This is a genomic window from Paenibacillus sp. DMB5, from assembly GCF_001517085.1.
Taxonomy (GTDB): Bacteria; Bacillota; Bacilli; order Paenibacillales; family Paenibacillaceae; genus Paenibacillus_AQ.
The window spans coordinates 56,764-77,694 of sequence record NZ_LRAC01000109.1; the positions used below are offsets into that span (position 1 = coordinate 56,764).

Consider the following 20,931-nt stretch of genomic DNA (forward strand, 5'->3'; position numbering starts at 1 on the left):
ACGGCTCACTCAACATCAGAGGGTAAAAGCCGCTCTGCTGACAAGGTCTCGCTGACGGTTCCGAGCTTTAGTCCTTTTGCCTTAACCGCCCGGATCATCCCTTTAAGCGCCCTGGATGACGAGGCTGTCGGATGCATCAGCACCAGTGTCCCTGGCTCCGCCTTTGCACTGATTTTGGCTACAACGGCTTCAGGGGCGGGGTTGCGCCAGTCTACCGTATCCAGGGTCCAGAGCACCGTCTTCAGCCCGAGCGCTGCAGCAATCTCCACGGTCTCCTGGTCAAAATCCCCCGACGGCGGGCAAACCACTGATTGGTTACGCCCAGGCTCTCTTTTAGCAAAACCTGCGTCTTCTGGATCTCGGCGGTTGCCCTTGCCCTGCTCAAAGTGCTCATATTCGGATGGGTGTAAGCATGGTTCTCCATCTCGTGCCCGCGCTTCAGCATTTCAGCCGCAAGTTCCTTGTTCTTGCTCAGCCAGGTGCCGTCCAGAAAAAAGGTCACCTTCACCTGTTCCTCATCCAGAATATCAAGCATCGGCTTAATATACTCATTGCCCCAGGCCACATTGATCATGAAGGCTACCATCGGCTTGGCCGGATTGCCGCGGTAGATCGGATGAGCCCCCAGGTCATTCAAAGAAACCTTGGGCTGCGTCTGGCGGTAGACCAGCTTCAATCCTTCCCCCGACCCCTGCAGCAGGGTATTCCGGTAACTGGCTTCCACATCCACCTCAAGGCCGTTATAGCCCGGAATAGCCTTCCAGACACGGTCTACCGTGGCATCCACCGGCGGTGCATTCAGTTCAGCTGCTTTTTGCTCCACCTGTGCCCGCAGATCTTTATGGCCCTTCTCTCCCGGCAGTTCAGCCGTTACCGCAAGGGCATCCTGCGGCTTAAGCTGCGCCAGCATCTCCTTTACCGGACCGTCGGTACTGCCTATTCCGATTACAACAGCTATACAGGCCAGCACAAGCGCCGCCTTGTCCGTTTTCATGCAACTGTCCTCCCCGGTTAGATACGGTCTACATCGTCCCGCACAGCACGTACAGGACGCTTTGTCCCAGCCTATGAATGACAGAAATGAAATATGACACTTCAACTTTAAAGTAACCGGCTTCAGGAGCAAAGCTGCAGGAACGTTAAAAAAGAGCCAGAATGCATAAGCTTCTGTCTCTTCTTCATACATATTCCTTATAGACCGGAATGGGAAGGCTTAGGCCTTCGCACCGCTCTCAGCAGTTAATACCGCCTTGCGTGACAGGTTAACACGGCCCTGCTGGTCGATTTCGGTTACTTTAACGGTGATGGTATCACCGATGGCAACAACGTCTTCAACCTTGGCTACGCGCTCTGTGGACAGCTGGGAAATGTGAACCAGACCGTCTTTTCCGGGAATCAGTTCCACAAACGCACCGAACTTCTCAATACGGCGGACTGTACCCACATAGATTTCACCCACCTGAACTTCCTTCACGATACCTTCGATGATACCGCGGGCTTTCTGAATCATCGCTTCGTCGGAGGAACCGATAAATACGCGTCCATCCTGCTCAATATCGATCTTCACGCCGGTTTCTTCAATGATCTTGTTGATGATCTTGCCGCCGGCACCGATAACATCACGGATCTTGTCCGGATTGATATTGATGATGATGATCTTAGGCGCATATTTGGACAGGTTAGGTCTTGGCGCAGAGATCGCTTCATTCATTTTGTCCAGGATGAACAGACGTCCTTCTCTGGCTTGATCCAAAGCTTCCTTCAGGATTTTGCGGTCAATACCGGCAATCTTGATATCCATCTGGATTGCAGTTACGCCTTCAGCAGTACCTGCTACCTTGAAGTCCATATCACCGAGGTGATCTTCCATACCCTGGATGTCAGTCAGAATGGAGACATGCTCTCCGTCTTTGATCAGACCCATCGCTACACCGGCTACAGGAGCCTTAATCGGTACGCCTGCATCCATCATTGCCAGGATACTGGCGCAGATGCTTGCCTGGGAAGTTGAACCGTTGGATTCAATAGCTTCCGATACCAGACGAATGGTGTATGGGAATTCCGTTTCACTAGGGATAACCTTCGACAAGGCGCGTTCACCCAGTGCTCCGTGACCGATCTCGCGGCGGCCCGGTGCTCTCAGCGGACGGGCTTCCCCTACGCTGAACGGCGGGAAGTTGTAATGATGCATGAAGCGTTTGGTTTCAGCCGGATCGATTCCATCCAGAATCTGCACGTCACCAAGCGCACCAAGTGTACATACGCTGAGGATTTGTGTCTGTCCGCGTGTAAAGAGCCCGGAACCGTGTGTACGCGGCAGCAGTGCCGTATCACATTCGATCGGACGGATCTCATCCAGCTTGCGGCCATCCGGACGCACTTTGTCATGCGTAATCAGGCGGCGCACTTCATCCTTGACGATATCATGCAGCACTTCCTTGACATCCTTCAGCAGCTCAGGTGTTTCTATGTATTTCTCAACGAAATACTCCACGGTTTCGCTGTTGATCAGATCAATTGCGTCCTGGCGCGCGTGCTTCTCGGCGATTTTAACGGCTTCCACCAGACGGTCTCCGGCAAAAGCACGAACCTCAGTATTCACGTCAGCATTTACAGCATGCAGCTTCACGGCCATCTTTTCTTTACCGGCAACAGCTACCAGCTCTTCAATAACGGCTACGATCTTGCGGATTTCTTCATGCCCGAACATGATGGCTTCCAGCATCACATCCTCCGGCACTTCGTTTGCTTCTGCTTCAACCATCATAATGGCATCTTTGGTTCCGGCAACCACGACATAGATGTCGCTGGCTTCCTGCTGGGCAACGTCAGGATTAATAACGAATTCGCCATTGATCCGGCCGACAGCCACTCCGCCGATCGGACCGTCAAACGGCACATCGGAAATGCTCAGCGCAGCAGAAGTACCGATCATTGCCGCGATATCCGGCGCACAGTCCTGATCCACGCTCATTACCATGTTCAATACCTGAACATCGTTACGGAACCCTTCCGGGAACAAAGGACGAATCGGACGGTCAGTCAAACGGCTGGACAGAATCGCTTTTTCGCTTGGTCTGCCTTCGCGTTTGATGAATCCGCCCGGAATTTTACCTACTGCGTATAGTCTTTCTTCATAGTTCACTGTAAGCGGGAAAAAATCAAGATCTTTAGGCTCACTGGAGGCAGTAACCGTACACAATACTGCAGTATCTCCGTAGCGGACCATTACAGCGGCATTTGCCTGTTTAGCAAGACGCCCGGTTTCCAGCACAAGGCGTCTTCCGCCAAGCTGCATCTCAACACGTTGTTCCATAAAATCCCTCCTTGATGGGTAATTTGTTGCGATTCATTCTACAAGCAAAAACGGCTTGTCCTCCATAAAGGTAAAATAGCCGTTTCTGCGAATCATATCCTTTTGAAAACTGGAAAAATCTCCGTAAATTTTCAAAAAGCAACCCGGCTGTCCCGTTGTCGATCGTAAGAAGGACATACGGTATACAACCAGGCTGCTTTAAGGTTACTCTTATGGAAATTAGCGACGCAATCCCAGTTTTTCGATCAGGGCGCTGTAACGTTGGATATCCTTATTCTTCAAATAAGCCAACAGTTTACGACGTTGTCCAACCATCTTCAGCAGTCCGCGGCGGGAATGGTGATCCTTCTTGTGCGTACGCAAGTGGTCAGTCAAATTAACGATATTCTCCGTAAGGATAGCAACTTGCACCTCAGGGGATCCTGTATCGGATTCATGAGTTTTGTGCTCGTCGATCAATTGGTGTTTACGTTCTTGAGTCAATGCCATCCTGTTCACCTCCTTCATTATAATCGCCAGTAGCCTCGTCGCCGTCGGTGAGAACGTGCAACCAAGCTAAGGTTATGATGCTGTCATTCCAGCAACGTTAATCAGTATAGCATCTTCGGAGACAAAAGTAAACGCATGTCCGCAGAAGATTATGAAGAATAACCCAGCAGCTCTTTTGCCGTGCCGGCATCCTGTGCAATCTGCGAGATGAGCGCATCAATCGACTCGAACTTCCGTTCAGGCCGTATAAAAGCCTGAAGCTCAACCTTAAGCTCCTGTCCGTAAATATCATCAGCAAAATCGAACAGATGCACTTCAAAGCTCGGCGCTGCCATTCCGTCATGGAAGGTAGGTTTGACACCGACATTCATGACACCATACAGGGTTTCATTCTTATAGAAAACCTTAACGGCATAAACGCCTTTTGCCGGAATGACATAACGGTCCTCAAGCTGAAGGTTCGCTGTCGGGAAACCGATCGTACGACCCCGCTTCTCACCATGTCCAACCGTTCCGCGCAGATGATAGCAGCGGCCGAACCAGCTGTTCGCCAGGGCCAGATCTCCGCTGTACAGGCTTCTCCGGATTCCCGAGCTGCTCACCTTCTCCCCTTCAAGCAGAAAAGGCGGAACCGTCTCGACACCCATTGCTCCCTGCCCCAGTTCACGAAGCATATCCGCATCCCCTTCGCCCAGATAGCCGAAGCGGAAATCAAATCCGACCACGGCCGTTACAATCTGCAGCGGCAGCAGCATTACAGATACAAAATCCTGCGGGCTGACCCTGGAGAGCTGCTCATTAAATTCTATTATATACAAAATATCGACGCCCATACCGTCCAGGATTTCCTGCTTGTCCTTTGGCGGGGTCAAATATCCATCATAATCGCCTTTGCCCATAACATCCTTGGGATGAGGATGAAAGGTCATCACTGCAGCCGGTACACCTTGTCTGCGGGCCAGGGCAACAGCGGATGTAATGACGCTGGCATGTCCGCGGTGCAGCCCGTCGAACTGTCCCAGGGCGGCTACTTGCGGCTGAGCCCACTCCGCCGCAGTCTCCGGCGGTATTGGATAGCTTAAGGTTACGGTTCTCACGCTGTTTCTCACCTACAATTCACAAATAAATTAATAATTAGCGCTGTGCGAATACCTTGACCGGAGCAATAGCTCCCGCCTCGTCGAGCTTGTAAATGCCGAGGAACTCGCCTGCACCGTCGTACAGCCGGAAATCTCCGCTGTCCTTCACCTCAGGCGTTACATAACGGATGGAGAGACGCTGCCCCTGCAGGGCAGCCATTTTCTTCTCATCAGTCACCGTATGCCGGGGCAAATGGGAGATGGCTTCATCCGCAGCAATCAGATGCTGCTGAAGTGTACCGGCTTCCTTATATTCCGCAATCTGCTCCAGTGTCAGACAGTGGCTGGCAGAGATTCCGGCAGACATCGTACGTGTAAGCTGCGCCATAACACCGGGTATCCCCAGGGCACGGCCGATATCCACACAAAGCGTACGGATATAGGTCCCCTTCGAGCAAAGCACACGGAAGGTAATATCGGGATATTTGCCGTTCCAGACCATATCCGTCATTTCAATCTCATAGATTTCCACTTCACGGCTCTTGCGCTCCACGGTCTTGCCTTCCCGGGCAAGCTCATAAAGCCGTTTGCCGTCAACCTTGACCGCCGAGTACATGGGCGGCACCTGTGAAATAACTCCTCTGAACGATTCCAGTACAGCCAGCACTTCAGCCTCGGTTACCCGGACCTCATCCACCGATTCCGTAATCGTTCCCGTCATATCTTCCGTATCACTAGACAGGCCCAGACGCAGCGTGGCTACATATTCCTTGGGAAGTTCCTGTATGTACTCCACTACCCGCGTAGCCCGTCCAAGACACAGCGGCAGCACCCCGGTTACTTGAGGATCAAGCGTCCCGGTGTGGCCAATCCGCTTCATACCAAGAATACGCCGGGCTTTGGCGACCACATCATGTGAGGTAAAGCCTGCAGGCTTAAAGACTGCGAGTACACCTTTAAGCTCACTCATAGATGGCGTCTGACCTCCTGAAGCACCAGCGCAACCGCTTCGTCCAGTGTCCCGTCGATACGCGCTCCTGCCGCCCGGGTATGTCCGCCTCCGCCGAATACCTGGGCCAGTGCAGCAACGTCCACCTTGCCGGCTGAACGCAGGCTTGCTTTGACCGCATGCTCATTTATTACCTTGAACAGGATGCCAACCTCTACCCCGCGGATGTTACGCGGATAATTGACGATACCTTCCAGATCTTCATTTGCTGCACCGCAATCGATCATGTCCTGCGGGGTAACATGCAGCCAGGCAATATCCCCTTCCGGCGAGAGCTGCAGGGTATTAAGCGCCCGGTTCAGCACCTTGACCTGAGCCAGCGTCATCTCCTCCAGCAGGTTCTCCGCCAGTTCAGGGCCATTCACACCCATTGCCAGCAGCTCCGAAACGGCCGCCATAACCTTTGGTGAAGTATTCGTGTAGCGGAAGCCCCCGGTATCTGTCAGCAGTCCGGTATAAATGGCTGTAGCAATATCAAGGTCCCATTCCACCTGAAACGTCTTCAGCAGGTCGAACAAAATTTCTGCAGTCGCAGCAGCATCCGGCTTAATCAGCGTAACGAGGCCGTAACCGTTATTGGTTGGATGATGATCAATATTCACGATGCGCGCATCGCTGGCAAAGTAGCGCTGGGTCAGGCCCACACGCTGAAAATCTGCACAATCGACGCAAATGATATTGCTGTATTGGCGGGGCAGCTCACCGTCCGCCAGATTCACGATTTCACCGGCATGCCATAAATATTCCATCCGCTTAGGAATCGGACCTTCATTCAGCATAGTGTATTTTTTGCCCAGACATGAGAGAAGCCAGCCCACCGCAAGGGTGGAGCTGACTGCATCTCCGTCCGGCTGAACATGCGACACTACAAGATAATCGTCGTGTTCCAGCAGAAACTCACGGGTCTGCTGGAGACTTTGTTCATAGCTCTGCATTCGCCGTCTCCTTTATGTTTCCTAGCTTTCTTCGTGCATGATCTCGCCGAGCAGCTTCTCGATATGACTTCCGTAAGCAACGGATTCGTCAATCTTGAAGATCAGCTCCGGCGTATGGCGCAGGCGGATCGCCTTGCCAAGCTCAGAGCGGAGAAAGCCATTGGCCTTCTCAATCGCTTTGAGCGAGGCATTCTGCTGCTCCGCATCGCCGAACACGCTCAGGTATACTTTGGCCTGCGACAGATCGTTCGTCACGTCTACGCCGGTTACGGTAACAAAGCCTACCCGCGGATCTTTTAATCCGCTCTGGATGAGCTGGCTCAGCTCTTTCTTGATCTGCTCGCCAACCCGCCCTGCTCTGATTTTAGACATTTGTATTCACCTCTTCGCTTAGCGCTCTACCTTTTCCATGATGAACGCTTCGATAATGTCCCCCTCTTGGAGGTCATTATAGCGTTCCAAAGTTATGCCGCATTCATAACCCTGCGCCACTTCTTTTGCATCATCCTTAAAGCGCTTCAAGGTATCGATCTTGCCTTCGAAGACAACAATTCCGCCGCGGATCAGGCGCATTTCGGCATTGCGGGTAATTTTGCCGTCTGTAACCATACAGCCTGCAACACTGCCCACTTTGCTGATTTTGAAGACGTTGCGCACTTCGGCATGACCGATAATATTTTCTTTGAAGACCGGATCGAGCATGCCCTTCATGGCACTTTCGATTTCTTCAATTACGTTGTAAATGATGTTGTGCAGGCGCACATCAACCTTCTCCTGCTCTGCAGCAGCTTTGGTCTGTGCGTCCGGACGGACGTTGAAGCCGATTACGATGGCATTGGATGCTGCAGCCAGTGTAATATCGGATTCTGTAATGGCGCCGGCACCGCTGTGAATAATCTTCACGCGTACGCCTTCAACCTCGATCTTCGCCAGGGAGCTCTTGAGCGCCTCAACCGAACCCTGTACGTCACCCTTGATGATTACGTTCAGGTCTTTGATCTCGCCATCCTTGATGTGTTTGAACAGGTCATCCAGTGTAACACGGGTATTTGTGTTCAGCTCGGACTGGCGCTGGGTTGTGGAGCGTCTGTCGGCAATTGCACGGGCTTTGCGCTCGTCTTCGAAGGCCATGAACGGATCGCCCGCCTGCGGCACTTCAGTCAGACCGGTAATTTCCACCGGAGTGGAAGGTCCCGCTTCCTTGATTTTGCGTCCCTTGTCATTCACCATAGCGCGGACACGACCGAAGCAGTTACCTGCTACAAATGCGTCTCCCACCTTCAGCGTACCGTTCTGCACGAGAATACGGGCAACCGGTCCGCGGTTCTTGTCAAGCTCGGCTTCTATAACAGTACCGCGTGCCCGTTTGTCCGGGTTCGCTTTGTACTCATTAACTTCGGCTACGAGCAGGATCATTTCCAGCAGCTCTTCCAGGTTAATGCGCTGTTTGGCTGACAGGTTAACGAAGATGGTGTCTCCGCCCCACTCTTCCGGTACCAGCTCATAATTAGTAAGCTCCTGCTTCACGCGGTCTGGATCAGCACCCGGCTTATCGATCTTGTTAACAGCAACAATGATCGGCAGACCGGCAGCCTTGGCGTGGTTAATCGCTTCTACCGTCTGCGGCATAACGCCGTCATCGGCAGCTACAACGATAATGGTCATATCAGTGACCTGTGCACCGCGGGCACGCATGGCGGTAAACGCTTCGTGACCCGGAGTATCCAGGAACGTAATTTTCTTGTGGTTGATTTCCACCTGATACGCACCGATGTGCTGGGTAATCCCGCCGGCTTCGCCGCCGGTTACGTTCGTTGAACGGATCGCATCCAGCAAAGTTGTTTTACCATGGTCAACGTGACCCATGATCGTAACAACCGGCGGACGGGTCTGCAGATCCTCTTCGGAATCGTTCTCTTCCACTGTTTCGAAGCTGTCTTCGTCCACAGGGATCTTCACTTCTACTTCTACGCCAAATTCTCCGGACAAGAGCAGAATGGTGTCGATATCAAGCTCCTGGTTGATGGTCGCCATAACGCCCATCAGGATCAGCTTCTTGATGACTTCGGAAGCATCCTTATGGAGCAGCTTGGCTGTTTCACCGACAGTCATATTACCGCGGACAATAATCTTCTTCGGTGTGTTGTCAATCTTCTCACGGTGTACGACCGGCTGGTTTCTGCCGCCGCGGCTATTCTTGCCGCCGCGGTTGTTGCGGAAATTACCGCCGCCTTTACCGTCTTCAAAGCGCTTCTGGCCGCCATTGTTGTTCGGTCTGCCGCCGGAAGTGTTCTTCTTCGGACCTCTGTCTCCGCCGCGGGAGAAATCACCGCCGCCTTGTCCTTGCGGACGGCTGTCTGTGCGCGGAGCACTGCTCTGCGGACGGTCGCCGGTACGCGGAGCACCGCCGCCTTGTCCTTGCGGACGGCTGCCTGCGCTGCCGCCTTGTGGACGGTTACCACCGCCGTTACTGCCCTGCGGACGGTTGCCGCCAGTGGAGCTGCCTTGCGGACGGTTACCGCCAGTGGAGCCGCCCTGCGGACGGTTACCGCCAGTGGAACTGCCCTGAGGGCGGTTGCCGCCGGTTCCGCCTTGCGGACGGTTGCCTTGCGGGCGGGAATTCTGGGTGGAGCCTGAGTTGGTTCTGCGGGAATCTTGTCCGCTTTGGGGCCTAGGTGACGTTGTCGATTGGTTGTTGTTTTGGTTACTGTTCATACCTACCTGCTTTTCCGGTTGATTTTTGTTGGCATTCTGAGCACTCTGGGGTTCGGCGGTTACCGTACCGGCTGATGCCGGACGGCTGCTGGTGCCGGTGTCCCGCTTGGCTGCAGCGTTTGACTTGATATCCTTAAAGAACTGCTCCACTTTGTTTACGGAGCCGTCCTCCATCACACTCATATGATTATTCACAGGAACATTCAAACGCTTCAGAATTGTAATAATTTCTTTACTGCTCATATTCAGAGATTTCGCGTATTCATACACGCGCAGTTTATCCTTATTGTCTTCTTTAGTCAATAACTCCACCTCCGACAGTATCTCCAAGCGTTCTGGAGATCATTTCCGCGAATCCTTTATCCGTAACGGCCAGCACAACGCGCTGGTCCTTACCAATACTTGCACCGAGTTCATCCCGGTGAAATGCGATTACTAGTGGAATATCGTAGGTTCCGCACTTATCGCGAAACTTTTTTTGGGTATTATCTGAAGCGTCACCTGCCAGGACGACCAGCTTCGCCTCTGAGGACCGCACTGCCTTGAGTACAGCCTCGTCTCCGGTGACAATCTTGCCTGCTCTCATCGCAAGCCCTAAATAAGAAAGGGTTTTACTCATTGTCCTCACTATCCTTTGCTGCTAGAAATTCTTCCTCTACGGATGCAAAATCCCTGGCCAGCTGGGCATAGATTTCAGGACTCACCTGACACTTTAATGCACGGTCAAGCGCTTTGTTTTTTTGTGCCAGTTTAAAGCATTCCAGTTTGCCGCAGATGTAAGCGCCCCGTCCTGATTTCTTCCCGGTCAGATCGATCATCACTTCGCCGTCCGGTGTGCGGACTACGCGGATCAGCTCTTTCTTGGGCATCATTTCCTGGCTGGCAACACATTTGCGCAGCGGAACCTTCTTTTGCTTCATTCTAATCGCCCCCCGTCAGTCAACAGCCAAATTAATCGATGGAGACGGAATCCTGATGCATTTCATCGCTAAACGTTTTCGGTCTGCCATACTCCTGCTCCGCTTGCGTCTCGCTCTTGATATCAATTTTCCAGCCGGTCAGCTTGGCGGCAAGACGGGCGTTCTGGCCCTTGATGCCGATAGCCAGCGAGAGCTGATAGTCAGGCACGATAACGCGGGCCATTTTCTCAGCTTCAAAGACTTGAACTTCAAGCACCTTGGACGGGCTGAGCGCATTGGCCACATACTCCTGTACCGCGTCAGAGTAACGCACGATGTCGATCTTCTCGCCGCGCAGCTCTGTCACGATAGTCTGTACACGCGTACCTCTAGGACCTACGCAGGAACCGACCGGATCAACTTCTTCATTGCGGGAAAAGACAGCAATCTTGGAACGGAAGCCTGCTTCGCGGGCAACAGAACGAATCTCAACGACTCCGTCAAAAATTTCCGGAACTTCCAGCTCGAACAGACGCTTGAGCAGGCCGGGGTGGCTGCGTGACAGCATAATCTGCGGCCCCTTGGTCGTGTTCTCCACCTTGGTGATATACGCCTTGATCCGCTCGCTCTGTTTGAACTTCTCACCAGGCATCAGCTCGCTGAGCGGAAGCACAGCTTCGATTTTGCCGAGGTCGACGTAGATGTTGCGCATATCCTGCCGCTGGACAAGACCGGTAACAATATCATCTTCCTTATCGATAAAAGCATTATAGATAAGTCCGCGTTCCGCTTCACGGATACGCTGGGTTACGACCTGCTTCGCAGTCTGCGCGGCAATGCGTCCGAAATCGCGCGGTGTTACTTCAAGCTCGGCGACATCTTCCAGCTGGAAATGCGGATTGATTTCCCTTGCGGCAGGCAAGGAAATTTCAGTTCTGGCATCGAGAACCTCCTCGACTACCATCTTGCGCGCAAACACTTTAATAACACCTGTGTTACGGTTCATATCCACACGCACGTTCTGCGCCGCATTGAAGTTGCGTTTATAGCTGGAGATCAGCGCAGCTTCGATGGCTTCAAACAGCACATCCTTGCTGATGCCTTTCTCCCTTTCCAGTTCATTCATAGCTTCAATAAAATCCATACTCATGAAATTCCGGTCCCCCTTTCAAAACGTTAAAAAATAATGGCCAATCTCGCGCTGGCGACTTTGGCATACGGCACAACATGTTCTTTTTTGCCCGCGGAGATGAGCAGTTCCTCATTCTCGAACGAGACCAAACGGCCCTCGAATTCCTTAAGGCCCTGAATCGGCTCATAAACCGTTACATATACGTCCTTGCCTACCGCTTTGGCTACATCCGCTGCTTTTTTGAGCGGCCGTTCAGCCCCCGGAGAGGAAACCTCCAGGAAATAGGCCTCGGGGATCGGATCATTCTCATCCAGCTTTGAGCTGAAATATTCGCTGATCATGCCGCAGTCATCGATATCGATGCCGCCTTCTTTATCTACGAATATGCGCAAAAACCAGTTGGAACCTTCCTTCACGTATTCAACGTCCACCAGTTCGAAACCATTGTCCTCAAGATAGGACCCGAGCATCTGCTCTACCGTTTGTTTGATTTTGGATTTGGATGTGCTCAAAAGAAAATTACCTCCACGAACTTGTCTTTTGCTATATACCAAAGATAAAGAGTGGGTTTCCCCACTCTTTACACAACGGACTTATCTCATTATTACCAAGAAAAATTATACCATAGTGCATCTGCACTGACAAGTACCAGCCCTTGACTGCCTGTCCGGCAAGGCTTTGCCCGGCTGATATTCCGGGGGTCCCCGCAAAGTACCAGGTGATTCTTCGGAGCCATCGGTTCACTTTGCGGGGTATTTTTAGAACAGTGACAGCTGGTTGCTCTCCGGAAGTCCGCGGAAGCAGCCCATCCCGGTCAGCAGCTCGATAACCGTCTTACTCGCTTTGGATTTCTGCTGGAAATCCTCAATCGACAGGAACTCGCCGGCATCCTTGGCGGCCGCAATATTGATCGCCGCATTCTCACCGATTCCCGCAAGCGCGGAGAACGGCGGAATCAGGCTGGTGCCGTCCACGGTAAAACGGTTCGCATCGGAACGGTACAGATCGATGTTCTTAAAGGTGAACCCGCGCGCCGTCATCTCCAGTGCCATCTCGAGCACAGGCAGCATCGCTTTTTCCTTAGGCAGCGCCTGGAAGCCCTTGGCTTCGATCTCGCCGATCTGGCGGTTGATCGCTTCATAGCCCTGGCAGCAGAGCTCGATGTCAAAGTCAGCGGCACGTACCGAGAAGTAGGTCGCATAATATTCAATCGGATGATACAGCTTGAAGTAGGCGGTCCGCACTGCAGAGATTACATACGCAGCGGCATGCGCCTTAGGGAACATGTACTGGATCTTCAGACAGGAATCAATGTACCATTGCGGCACCTTGCATTTCTTCATCTCTTCAATCCATTCGGGCGGCAGCCCTTTTCCTTTACGCACGCTTTCCGTAATTTTAAATGCCAGGCTCGCATCCATACCCGCCTTATAGATCAGATAGAGCATGATATCGTCACGACAGCCGATTACGGTCTTAATGTTGCAGGTGTTGTTTTTGATCAGTTCCTGTGCATTGCCCAGCCATACGCCGGTACCGTGTGACAGTCCTGATATCTGCAGCAAGTCGGCAAAGCTGGACGGCTTCGATTCAATCAGCATCTGCCGGACGAATTTGGTCCCCATTTCCGGTACACCGTAGGTGGCCACAGGGGTACGGATCTGTTCAGGCCGCACACCTAACGCCTCTGTGGAGTTAAACATGCTCATAACCTTCGGGTCATTCATCGGAATGGTCGTCGGATCGACGCCGGTCAGATCCTGCAGCATACGCATCATGGTCGGATCATCATGGCCCAGAATATCAAGCTTCAGCAGGTTGGCGTCAAAGGCATGATAATCAAAATGGGTCGTTTTCCACTCGGCTGTTACATCATCCGCAGGGAACTGGACCGGTGTAATATCCTCGATCTCCATATAATCCGGCAGAACGACGATACCGCCGGGATGCTGTCCGGTGCTGCGCTTAACGCCTGTGCAGCCAGCAGCCAGACGGTTAAGCTCGGCCCCCCGCCAGCGCTTCTGGTGATGCTCCTCATATTTCTTGGTGAAGCCGAAGGCTGTCTTCTCCGCTACCGTACCAATCGTTCCTGCACGGAATACGTTATCCGGGCCGAACATCGTTTTGGTAAAGTTATGGGCATTGGGCTGGTACTCCCCGGAGAAGTTAAGGTCGATATCGGGAACCTTGTCCCCTTTGAAGCCAAGGAAGGTCTCAAACGGAATATCCTGCCCCTCTCCCTTCAGCCTGCCGCCGCAGTTCGGGCAGGCTTTATCCGGGAGGTCAAAACCGCTCGGCACGCTGCCGTCCAGGAACCATTCGCTATGCTTGCATTCGGGATTCAGGCAAATGTAATGCGCCGGCAACGGGTTAACCTCGGAGATGCCGAGGAAGGTTGCAACTACAGACGAGCCGACCGAGCCGCGGGAACCTACGAGGTATCCGTCCTGATTCGACTTTTTAACAAGCCGCTCCGAAATCAGATAGTTGGCCGAGAAGCCGTATTTGATAATCGGCGCAAGCTCTTTTTCCAGGCGGGCCACCACGACTTCCGGGAGATCCTCACCGTAAATGGACTTGGCCGTATTATAGCAGGTGCTGCGGATTTCATCGTCCGCTCCTTCAATATTCGGTGTAAAGAGTTCGCTGGGAAACAGATCATATTCCTCGAACCGCTCGGCAAGCGCTACGGTGTTGGTGACAACAACCTCCATCGCTTTTTCCGCACCCAGGAATTCGAACTCCGCTAGCATTTCATCCGTTGTCCGGAAATGGGCATCCGGCTTGACCTGATCCTTAAGCGGACTGAAGCCGGTAATGCCGTGGATCGTGATGTCACGGAACAGCTTTTGGCGGGGCTCCAGATAATGAACATTGCCCGTGGCAATGACCGGCTTGTTCATCTGTTCGCCGATTTCACAGATTTTGCGCACAACGTCCCTTAAATCCTCAGCCGTTGCCACAAACCCTTTATCCACGAGATGCATATACATGGTCAGCGGCTGAATTTCCAGAACATCATAGAACTGGGCAACCTCCATCGCTTCCTCTACCGTCTTGTTGAGCACTGTCTCAAAAAATTCCCCGCGCTCACAGCCGGAAATCACGATCAGTCCATCGCGGTGCTGCTCAAGCTTCGATTTCGGGATGCATGGTACACGCTTGAAGTACTCCGTATGGCTCATGGAGATCAGCTTATACAGGTTCTTTTTGCCGATAGGATTAAGAGCATAGATTCCGCAGTGGAATGGCCGGACATTGGACAGATCATTACCAACATAGTCGTTCAGCCGCTCCAGCCGGGTCAGATTCTTCAGCTTCTCGGCATCATTCAGAAGGCCCGTCAAAATACCGCCGAGCGCAATGGTATCATCAACTGCCCGGTGATGGCTTTCCAGCAGCACTTTATATTTATCCGCAAGTGTGTTCAAACGGTGATTCTTCATGCTCGGAAACAACAGCCGCGCCAGCTCCAGCGTATCCAGTGAAGGATTTGGCAGCTGCGGCTGGCCCAGCTTCAGCAGTGAGGCCTGAATAAAGCCCATATCAAACCGCGCATTATGAGCTACCAGAACAGCATCGCCTATGAACTCGACAAATTCCTTCAGTACCGGTTCCAAATCCGGGGCATCCTTAACCATTTCGTCAGTAATGTTAGTCAGCTGCTGGATATGGTACGGGATTTTTTCGTGCGGATTAACGAATGTTGTATAACGGCCGATCTCCTTGCCTTCACACATTTTGATAGCAGCAAGCTCGGTAATATTATTGCGTGTGATGGATAGACCGGTGGTCTCGATATCGAATACGACATAGGTGGCTGTCTTGAGATCCATCGGCTGCGGATTTTCCACAATATTTACGGCGTCGTTGACCACGTTGGCTTCCACACCGTAGAGCATTTTGATTTTATGCTTATGGACAGCATGGTTGGCTTCCGGAAAACTCTGCACGTTCCCGTGATCGGTAACGGCAATGGCGGGATGGCCCCATTTGGCGGCCGTTTTGATGTACTCTCCGATCGGCGTAACAGCATCCATTGTGCTCATGGTCGTGTGCAGGTGGAATTCAACCCGTTTTTGCTTGGCATTGTCTTTGCGGGCCGGAGGTGCGTTTACCTCGGACAAGTCCGACGGGATCATTACCAGCTCAGGGATCTGCATGAACCGGTCATACTCAACCTTGCCACGCGCTCTAACCCACTTACCGTTGGCCAGCTGACTCATAATTTTCAGATCTTCTTTGGTTTTGGCGAACATCTTCATCTGCAGGGAATCGGTGAAATCGGTTATACAGAAGGTGAACAGCGTATTGCCGTTGCGAAGCTCCTTGCTCTCCAGCCCAAAAATCGTCCCTTGAATTGTAATTTTCTTCTCTTCATCCTGAATTTGCAGAATCGGTGTTGCCTGCTCCTTGATTTCATAGCCAACCTGGAGCTTGATCACTTCATTCGGATCGGTTTCGTCCTCCGGCTCCTCCGGTTCGCTGCTGGTCATCATCATCATTTCCACGAGTTCACGCTGCTCCTGCTGCAGCTTCTGCTGGAATTCCTCATAAGCATCCGCTTTGCTGGTTTCATTCTCGGCAATCTGCAGCTTTACTTTCAGCGGAAATCCGAAATATTTATCATAAAATTTAATAATGGCGGCCTCGATTCCCTTTTTGCGGGCAAGCTCCAGTGACATCTTGTCATTCAGGCTGAGCACAAGCGTACTGTCCTGCAACTCCTGTGCAGACCGGGTCAGCCAGCCGTTAACCGACGGGATCTCCCGCTGCACCCATTCAATGAACAGCCCCCAGTACTCCTGTACAAGCTCCTGTCTGCCAACCTTGTTTTCATCATATAAAAACAGGAAGCTGACTTTGGCGATATGCTGCAGCTTCTCACGCATTCTCAAACAAAAGGTCCGGTACGCCTGTGCCGGGACGAGACTATCCTTGGCGATGACAATATGCCAGTCTTTATTACCACGGCTGATCTCTACACGCTCAATCTGTCCGTCCATGAAATAGGAATCAATCAGCGCAGGCGGAATCTCCCCCTGCTTCATCAGAAGCTCGAACCTTTTTCTTCTCTCCGCGTTCTGTTCCATGCTTCCCCCACCCACTTACACAATGATAAATTGTAAAAAGCTTCCGGGTCGACAAAGTGTTGGGTTCTTTCGGCCCGCCGACTCCTCTCGCCAGAAGCTGCATTCAGATACTGTCTATTATAATCGATTGTTGTTTAATAAGCTTTGGCAAAAACAACCGTATGCTTGGCCGGTTTGCCGCAGCAGATGCAGGTAGTCTTTTGCTCTGCCGGATTAAACGGAATATTGCGGCTGCCCGCTCCCGTTTCTTCTTTGACTTTATCTTCGCACTCTTCGGTTCCGCACCAGCCTGCCAGGGCAAAGCCGCGCTTCTCCTCCATCGAGGCCTTCATCTCTTCCAGGCTATCCACGGAATAGAAGTGGTCTTCGCGGAATTTCAGCGCACGCTCAAACATTTCGTTGTGCACCTGCTCCAGCATGGCCTGCACTTCTTCCACCAGATTATCCTGCTGGATGACTTTCTTTTCGCCGGTAATCCGGGACACCAGTACACAGACGCCGTTTTCCATATCACGCGGGCCCAGCTCAAGACGAACAGGTACACCGCGCATTTCGTATTCGTTAAACTTCCAGCCCGGGGTCAGATCTGCACGGTCGTCTACACGCACACGCACTCCCGCATCCTTCAGCTGCTTGAACAGCTCGTCCGTCCGGCCAATTACCGCTTCACGGGTCTTAGGCGGTCCGATTGGAATCATAATAACCTGAGTCGGAGCAACCTTAGGCGGCAGCGCCAGTCCGCGGTCATCCCCGTGAACCATGATCAGCGAGCCGATCAGGCGGGTTGTAGATCCCCATGAGGTAGTGTGTACATACTCCAGCGAGTTCTCGCGGCTCAGATACTGAATTTCAAACGCTTCGGCAAACTTGGTTCCGAGATAATGGGAAGTGGCCGCCTGAACAGCCCGTCCATCCTTCATCATTGCTTCAATAGAATAAGTGTCCACTGCACCGGCAAAACGCTCTGAAGGCGTCTTCTGGCCGGTAACAACCGGAATTGCCAGATAGCTCTCTACAAAATCACGGTAGTTCTCCAGCATCCGCATCGTTTCTTCGCGAGCTTCGGTTTCGTTCTCATGCGCCGTATGGCCTTCCTGCCACAGGAACTCTGTGGTCCGGATAAACGGCAGTGTGCGTTTTTCCCAGCGTACTACGTTCGCCCACTGGTTGATCAGCACCGGCAGGTCGCGGTACGACTGAATCCATTTGGAATACATGTGTCCGAACATGGTTTCTGAGGTCGGGCGGACTGCCAGACGTTCCTCCAGCACATCACCTCCGGCCTCTGTTACCCAAGGCAGCTCGGGATTGAAACCCTCGATATGATCCTTTTCCTTCTGGAAAAAGCTCTCCGGAATGAACACCGGGAAATAGGCGTTACGGTGACCGGTCGCCTTCAGGCGGCGGTTCATTTCCTCCTGGATATGCTCCCAGATTTCATAGCCCTCCGGTTTGAACACGATACAGCCGCGGACCGGCGAATAATCCATCAGATCCGCTTTTTTGATTACATCGATATACCAGCGCGAGAAATCCTCGCTCTGCGGCGTTATTTCCGTAACGAACTGCTTATCTTTAGCCATGTCTTGAAATCCTCCTAAATTGCCCGGCAAAATAGAGCTTGGCTGCGGAGCCATCCGGCCGCCATTTGCGGGTCCGCCATAAATCAGCTTGGGTTAGATCAAAAATCAGCCTGTAATCAGGCGCAAAATATCATTATAGGTTACAGCAATCATGACCAGAAACAGCAGGGCAAATCCTACAAAATGGACCATACCCTCACGGTTCGGATCGACCGGCTTGCCGCGAAGCGCTTCAACCCCAAGGAACACCAGACGGCTTCCGTCAAGTGCCGGAATCGGCAGCAGGTTAAAGATCCCGAGGTACAGGCTGAGAATCGCCGCCCAGTAGGTGAGATAATCAATACCCTGCATGGCAATCTGTCCAGTCATCTGGAAGGTACCTACAGGCCCCGATACTTCATCCATATTGAAGTTGTTGATCAGCCGCTTAAATCCTGTGAATATCAGTTCGGTCGTGCTTACCATCGCTGTACCGGATTTACTGATCGTCTCACCGAATCCGGCTTTGCGTGTCTCCACATCCCGGGTTATCCCTACTTTGCCGCCTTCTTCCCCTTCCATGGTCCGGGGAATCATCGTCACTTCGTAGGTTTCACTGCCGCGCTGCAGCACCCAGTCCATCTCTTTACCCTTGGACGCCGAGGTCAGCTCGATCATCTTCATATAATCTCCGCCGATTTGCTCGCCGTTGACTGAGACTACGATATCTCCTACCTTTAATCCGGCTTCCTCCGCAGGCATGCCTGCACTGATATCGCCGATTCTGACCACGGTAGGATTTTCGATCGGTATGCCTGCGAGCTGCAAGTGCAGCGCAAACAGGACAAAAGCCAGAATAAAATTCATCACCGGTCCGGCTACGATTGCCAAAGCGCGCTGTCCGACCGTTTTACTGCCGAATTGACGGTCTTTAGGGGCGATTTGGGTCTGCTGGCCGCCTTTGATCATCATCGCCTGCGGATGCACGTCATAGGTAATAACCTCGCCGTCTACATCGAGGCGGATCTTCAGCTCATCCTCCAGGTCTGTAAACTGCGCTTCACCGCGGATTACATTTCTGCGGGTGTCCAGCGAGTCGAGATAGATGTTCTTAACCTTGTTGTCCTGCCCGAGCCTGACCGCAATCATCTGCCCCTGGCCGATCTCTACAATTTCGGGATCCTCCCCGGCCATCCGCGCGTATCCGCCGAAAGGCAGCAGACGAAGCGTAAACTGGGTTTCACCGCGTCTATAAGAAAACAGTTTCGGGCCGAAACCGATAGCAAATTCGCGTACAAGAATACCGGCGCGTTTGGCGAAAAAATAATGTCCCCATTCATGGACAGTCACCAGAACAAAAAACATAAGCACCGTTAAAAAAACGACCCTTACCATTTCCATCCGTAACATTCCCCCTTTAGGTGTAAGACCGAAGTATGTCCTCTTAATTTATCATTATTCCAAGGCCCGGCACAAGAGAATCAACAGTCTCAGCCTATTTTTACAGGGTAACGTAAATTCCCCGCCCGCATCAGACTTTAAACCGTTTCAACACGGTTATAGCTTAGCGGCAATTTCCCGGGTTACAGCATCACATTGCTCAATCTGCTGCAGATTCGGATTACCGGCATTTTCATGCCGCTGAAGTACTTCTTCAATAATTTCCTCTATGCGTAAAAATGAAATTTCACGGCGCAGGAAGCGGGCAACTGCAACCTCATTGGCTGCGTTATAGGCAGTCGTCGCAGTTCCTCCTGCTTTACCGCATTCGATCGCCAGCTTCAGCAGCGGGTACCGGACATAATCCATCTCCCGGAAGGTCAGGCGGCCGATTTCAGCCAGCGACAGCCTGGAGGCCGGTGAAGGCCAGCGGTTTGGATAAGTCAGGGCATACTGGATCGGGACGCGCATATCCGGGCTGCCCAGCTGTGCAATAATGCTGCTGTCACAAAACTCCACATAGGAGTGAATGATGCTCTCCGGATGCAGCAGTACATTAATTTTTTCATAAGGCAGGTTGAATAGCCAGTGTGCTTCAATAACCTCAAGGCCCTTGTTGACCATCGTAGCCGAGTCAATGGTAATTTTAGCTCCCATGCTCCAATTCGGATGACGAAGTGCATCTTCTACAGTAACATTTACGAGCTGATCACGCGTGTAATCCCGGAATGAACCACCGGAAGCCGTGACAGTAATACTGGCAATATCCGCACGGTTTTCCCCGTTCAGGCACTGAAAAATAGCAGAGTGCTCACTGTCGACCGGCAGGATCTTCACTCCCTTGCGGTCAGCGAGTTCTGTCACCAGATGGCCGGCTGTGACGAGCGTTTCTTTGTTAGCCAGTCCGATATGGCGGCCCGCTTCAATAGCTGCAAGGGTAGACTGAAGGCCTACACTGCCGACTAGAGCAGTTACAACCGTCTCTGCCTCCCCGCCTGCAGCAATCTCCACCAGACCCTCATTGCCGTAAAAAAGTTCAATACCGGCAGGCAGGCTGGAGCGGATCTCCTCCGCATGCTGCTTCGAAGAGACCGATACACGGCGCGGATTAAAGCGGCGGACCTGCTCAAGCAGAAGACCCGTATTGCTGCCTGCAGCCAAGCCATCCACAATAAACTGATCGGGATGCATGGCAACCACATCCAGTGTCTGTGTGCCGATTGAACCGGTAGAGCCGAGTATACTTATTCTTTTCACTGTTG

General features: G+C 52.3%; 14 protein-coding genes and 2 pseudogenes. All 16 read right to left on the minus strand.

Annotated elements, in window-relative coordinates; translation table 11 throughout:
• Positions 1 to 5: 5 nt before the first annotated feature.
• The 16 genes and pseudogenes from AWJ19_RS11910 to AWJ19_RS11985 all read right to left on the minus strand — a co-directional run bounded on the left by AWJ19_RS11910 (position 6) and on the right by AWJ19_RS11985 (position 20,926).
• Positions 6 to 994: pseudogene (locus tag AWJ19_RS11910) on the minus strand (polysaccharide deacetylase family protein).
• A gap of 219 nt (positions 995 to 1,213) precedes the next feature.
• Positions 1,214 to 3,316: a polyribonucleotide nucleotidyltransferase gene (pnp, locus tag AWJ19_RS11915; RefSeq protein WP_068723948.1), complete on the minus strand. Its 2,103-nt coding sequence runs from the start codon at positions 3,314 to 3,316 to the stop codon at positions 1,214 to 1,216.
• A 219-nt stretch (positions 3,317 to 3,535) separates the two neighbouring features.
• On the minus strand, positions 3,536 to 3,805 hold the full coding sequence (gene rpsO, locus AWJ19_RS11920; RefSeq protein WP_068723950.1) for a 30S ribosomal protein S15: 270 nt from the start codon (positions 3,803 to 3,805) through the stop codon (positions 3,536 to 3,538).
• Positions 3,806 to 3,954: 149 nt separating this feature from the next.
• The gene (locus AWJ19_RS11925; RefSeq protein WP_068723952.1) at positions 3,955 to 4,902 is read right to left on the minus strand and encodes a bifunctional riboflavin kinase/FAD synthetase; all 948 of its coding nucleotides are present in this window, start codon (positions 4,900 to 4,902) and stop codon (positions 3,955 to 3,957) included.
• A gap of 37 nt (positions 4,903 to 4,939) precedes the next feature.
• Positions 4,940 to 5,854 carry a tRNA pseudouridine(55) synthase TruB gene (gene truB / locus AWJ19_RS11930; protein WP_068723953.1) on the minus strand — a complete coding sequence of 305 codons (915 nt, stop codon included), beginning with the start codon at positions 5,852 to 5,854 and terminating at the stop codon, positions 4,940 to 4,942.
• Positions 5,851 to 6,828 (minus strand): bifunctional oligoribonuclease/PAP phosphatase NrnA, encoded by a 978-nt coding sequence (locus AWJ19_RS11935; RefSeq protein WP_068723955.1) that lies wholly within the window; start codon positions 6,826 to 6,828, stop codon positions 5,851 to 5,853. The genes truB and AWJ19_RS11935 overlap by 4 nt, the downstream gene beginning before the upstream one ends.
• Positions 6,829 to 6,849: 21 nt before the next feature.
• The gene (rbfA, locus tag AWJ19_RS11940) at positions 6,850 to 7,200 is read right to left on the minus strand and encodes a 30S ribosome-binding factor RbfA (RefSeq protein ID WP_068723957.1); all 351 of its coding nucleotides are present in this window, start codon (positions 7,198 to 7,200) and stop codon (positions 6,850 to 6,852) included.
• 18 nt (positions 7,201 to 7,218) lie between these two features.
• Entirely contained in the window at positions 7,219 to 9,846 is a 2,628-nt protein-coding gene (gene infB / locus AWJ19_RS11945; protein ID WP_068723959.1) for a translation initiation factor IF-2, read from the minus strand.
• Positions 9,844 to 10,162 (minus strand): annotated as a pseudogene (locus AWJ19_RS35800) (YlxQ family RNA-binding protein); the annotation flags it as partial. The pseudogene AWJ19_RS35800 and the gene infB, both read right to left, overlap by 3 nt.
• The gene (locus tag AWJ19_RS11955; RefSeq protein ID WP_042177492.1) at positions 10,155 to 10,463 is read right to left on the minus strand and encodes a YlxR family protein; all 309 of its coding nucleotides are present in this window, start codon (positions 10,461 to 10,463) and stop codon (positions 10,155 to 10,157) included. The gene AWJ19_RS11955 and the pseudogene AWJ19_RS35800, both read right to left, overlap by 8 nt.
• A 31-nt stretch (positions 10,464 to 10,494) precedes the next feature.
• A complete protein-coding gene (gene nusA / locus AWJ19_RS11960) occupies positions 10,495 to 11,592 on the minus strand; it encodes a transcription termination factor NusA (protein ID WP_068723961.1) in 1,098 nt (365 codons plus the stop codon).
• Positions 11,593 to 11,618: 26 nt separating this feature from the next.
• Positions 11,619 to 12,086, minus strand: a complete 468-nt coding sequence (gene rimP / locus AWJ19_RS11965) for a ribosome maturation factor RimP (protein WP_082707846.1) — start codon at positions 12,084 to 12,086, stop codon at positions 11,619 to 11,621.
• 246 nt (positions 12,087 to 12,332) lie between these two features.
• Complete coding sequence (locus AWJ19_RS11970; protein WP_068723963.1) at positions 12,333 to 16,667, minus strand: PolC-type DNA polymerase III; 4,335 nt, start codon at positions 16,665 to 16,667, stop codon at positions 12,333 to 12,335.
• 134 nt (positions 16,668 to 16,801) lie between these two features.
• Positions 16,802 to 18,250, minus strand: a complete 1,449-nt coding sequence (gene proS, locus AWJ19_RS11975) for a proline--tRNA ligase (RefSeq protein ID WP_068723965.1) — start codon at positions 18,248 to 18,250, stop codon at positions 16,802 to 16,804.
• A gap of 105 nt (positions 18,251 to 18,355) precedes the next feature.
• A complete protein-coding gene (gene rseP / locus AWJ19_RS11980) occupies positions 18,356 to 19,630 on the minus strand; it encodes an RIP metalloprotease RseP (protein ID WP_068723966.1) in 1,275 nt (424 codons plus the stop codon).
• A gap of 156 nt (positions 19,631 to 19,786) precedes the next feature.
• Entirely contained in the window at positions 19,787 to 20,926 is a 1,140-nt protein-coding gene (locus AWJ19_RS11985; protein WP_068723968.1) for a 1-deoxy-D-xylulose-5-phosphate reductoisomerase, read from the minus strand.
• Positions 20,927 to 20,931 lie beyond the last annotated feature (5 nt).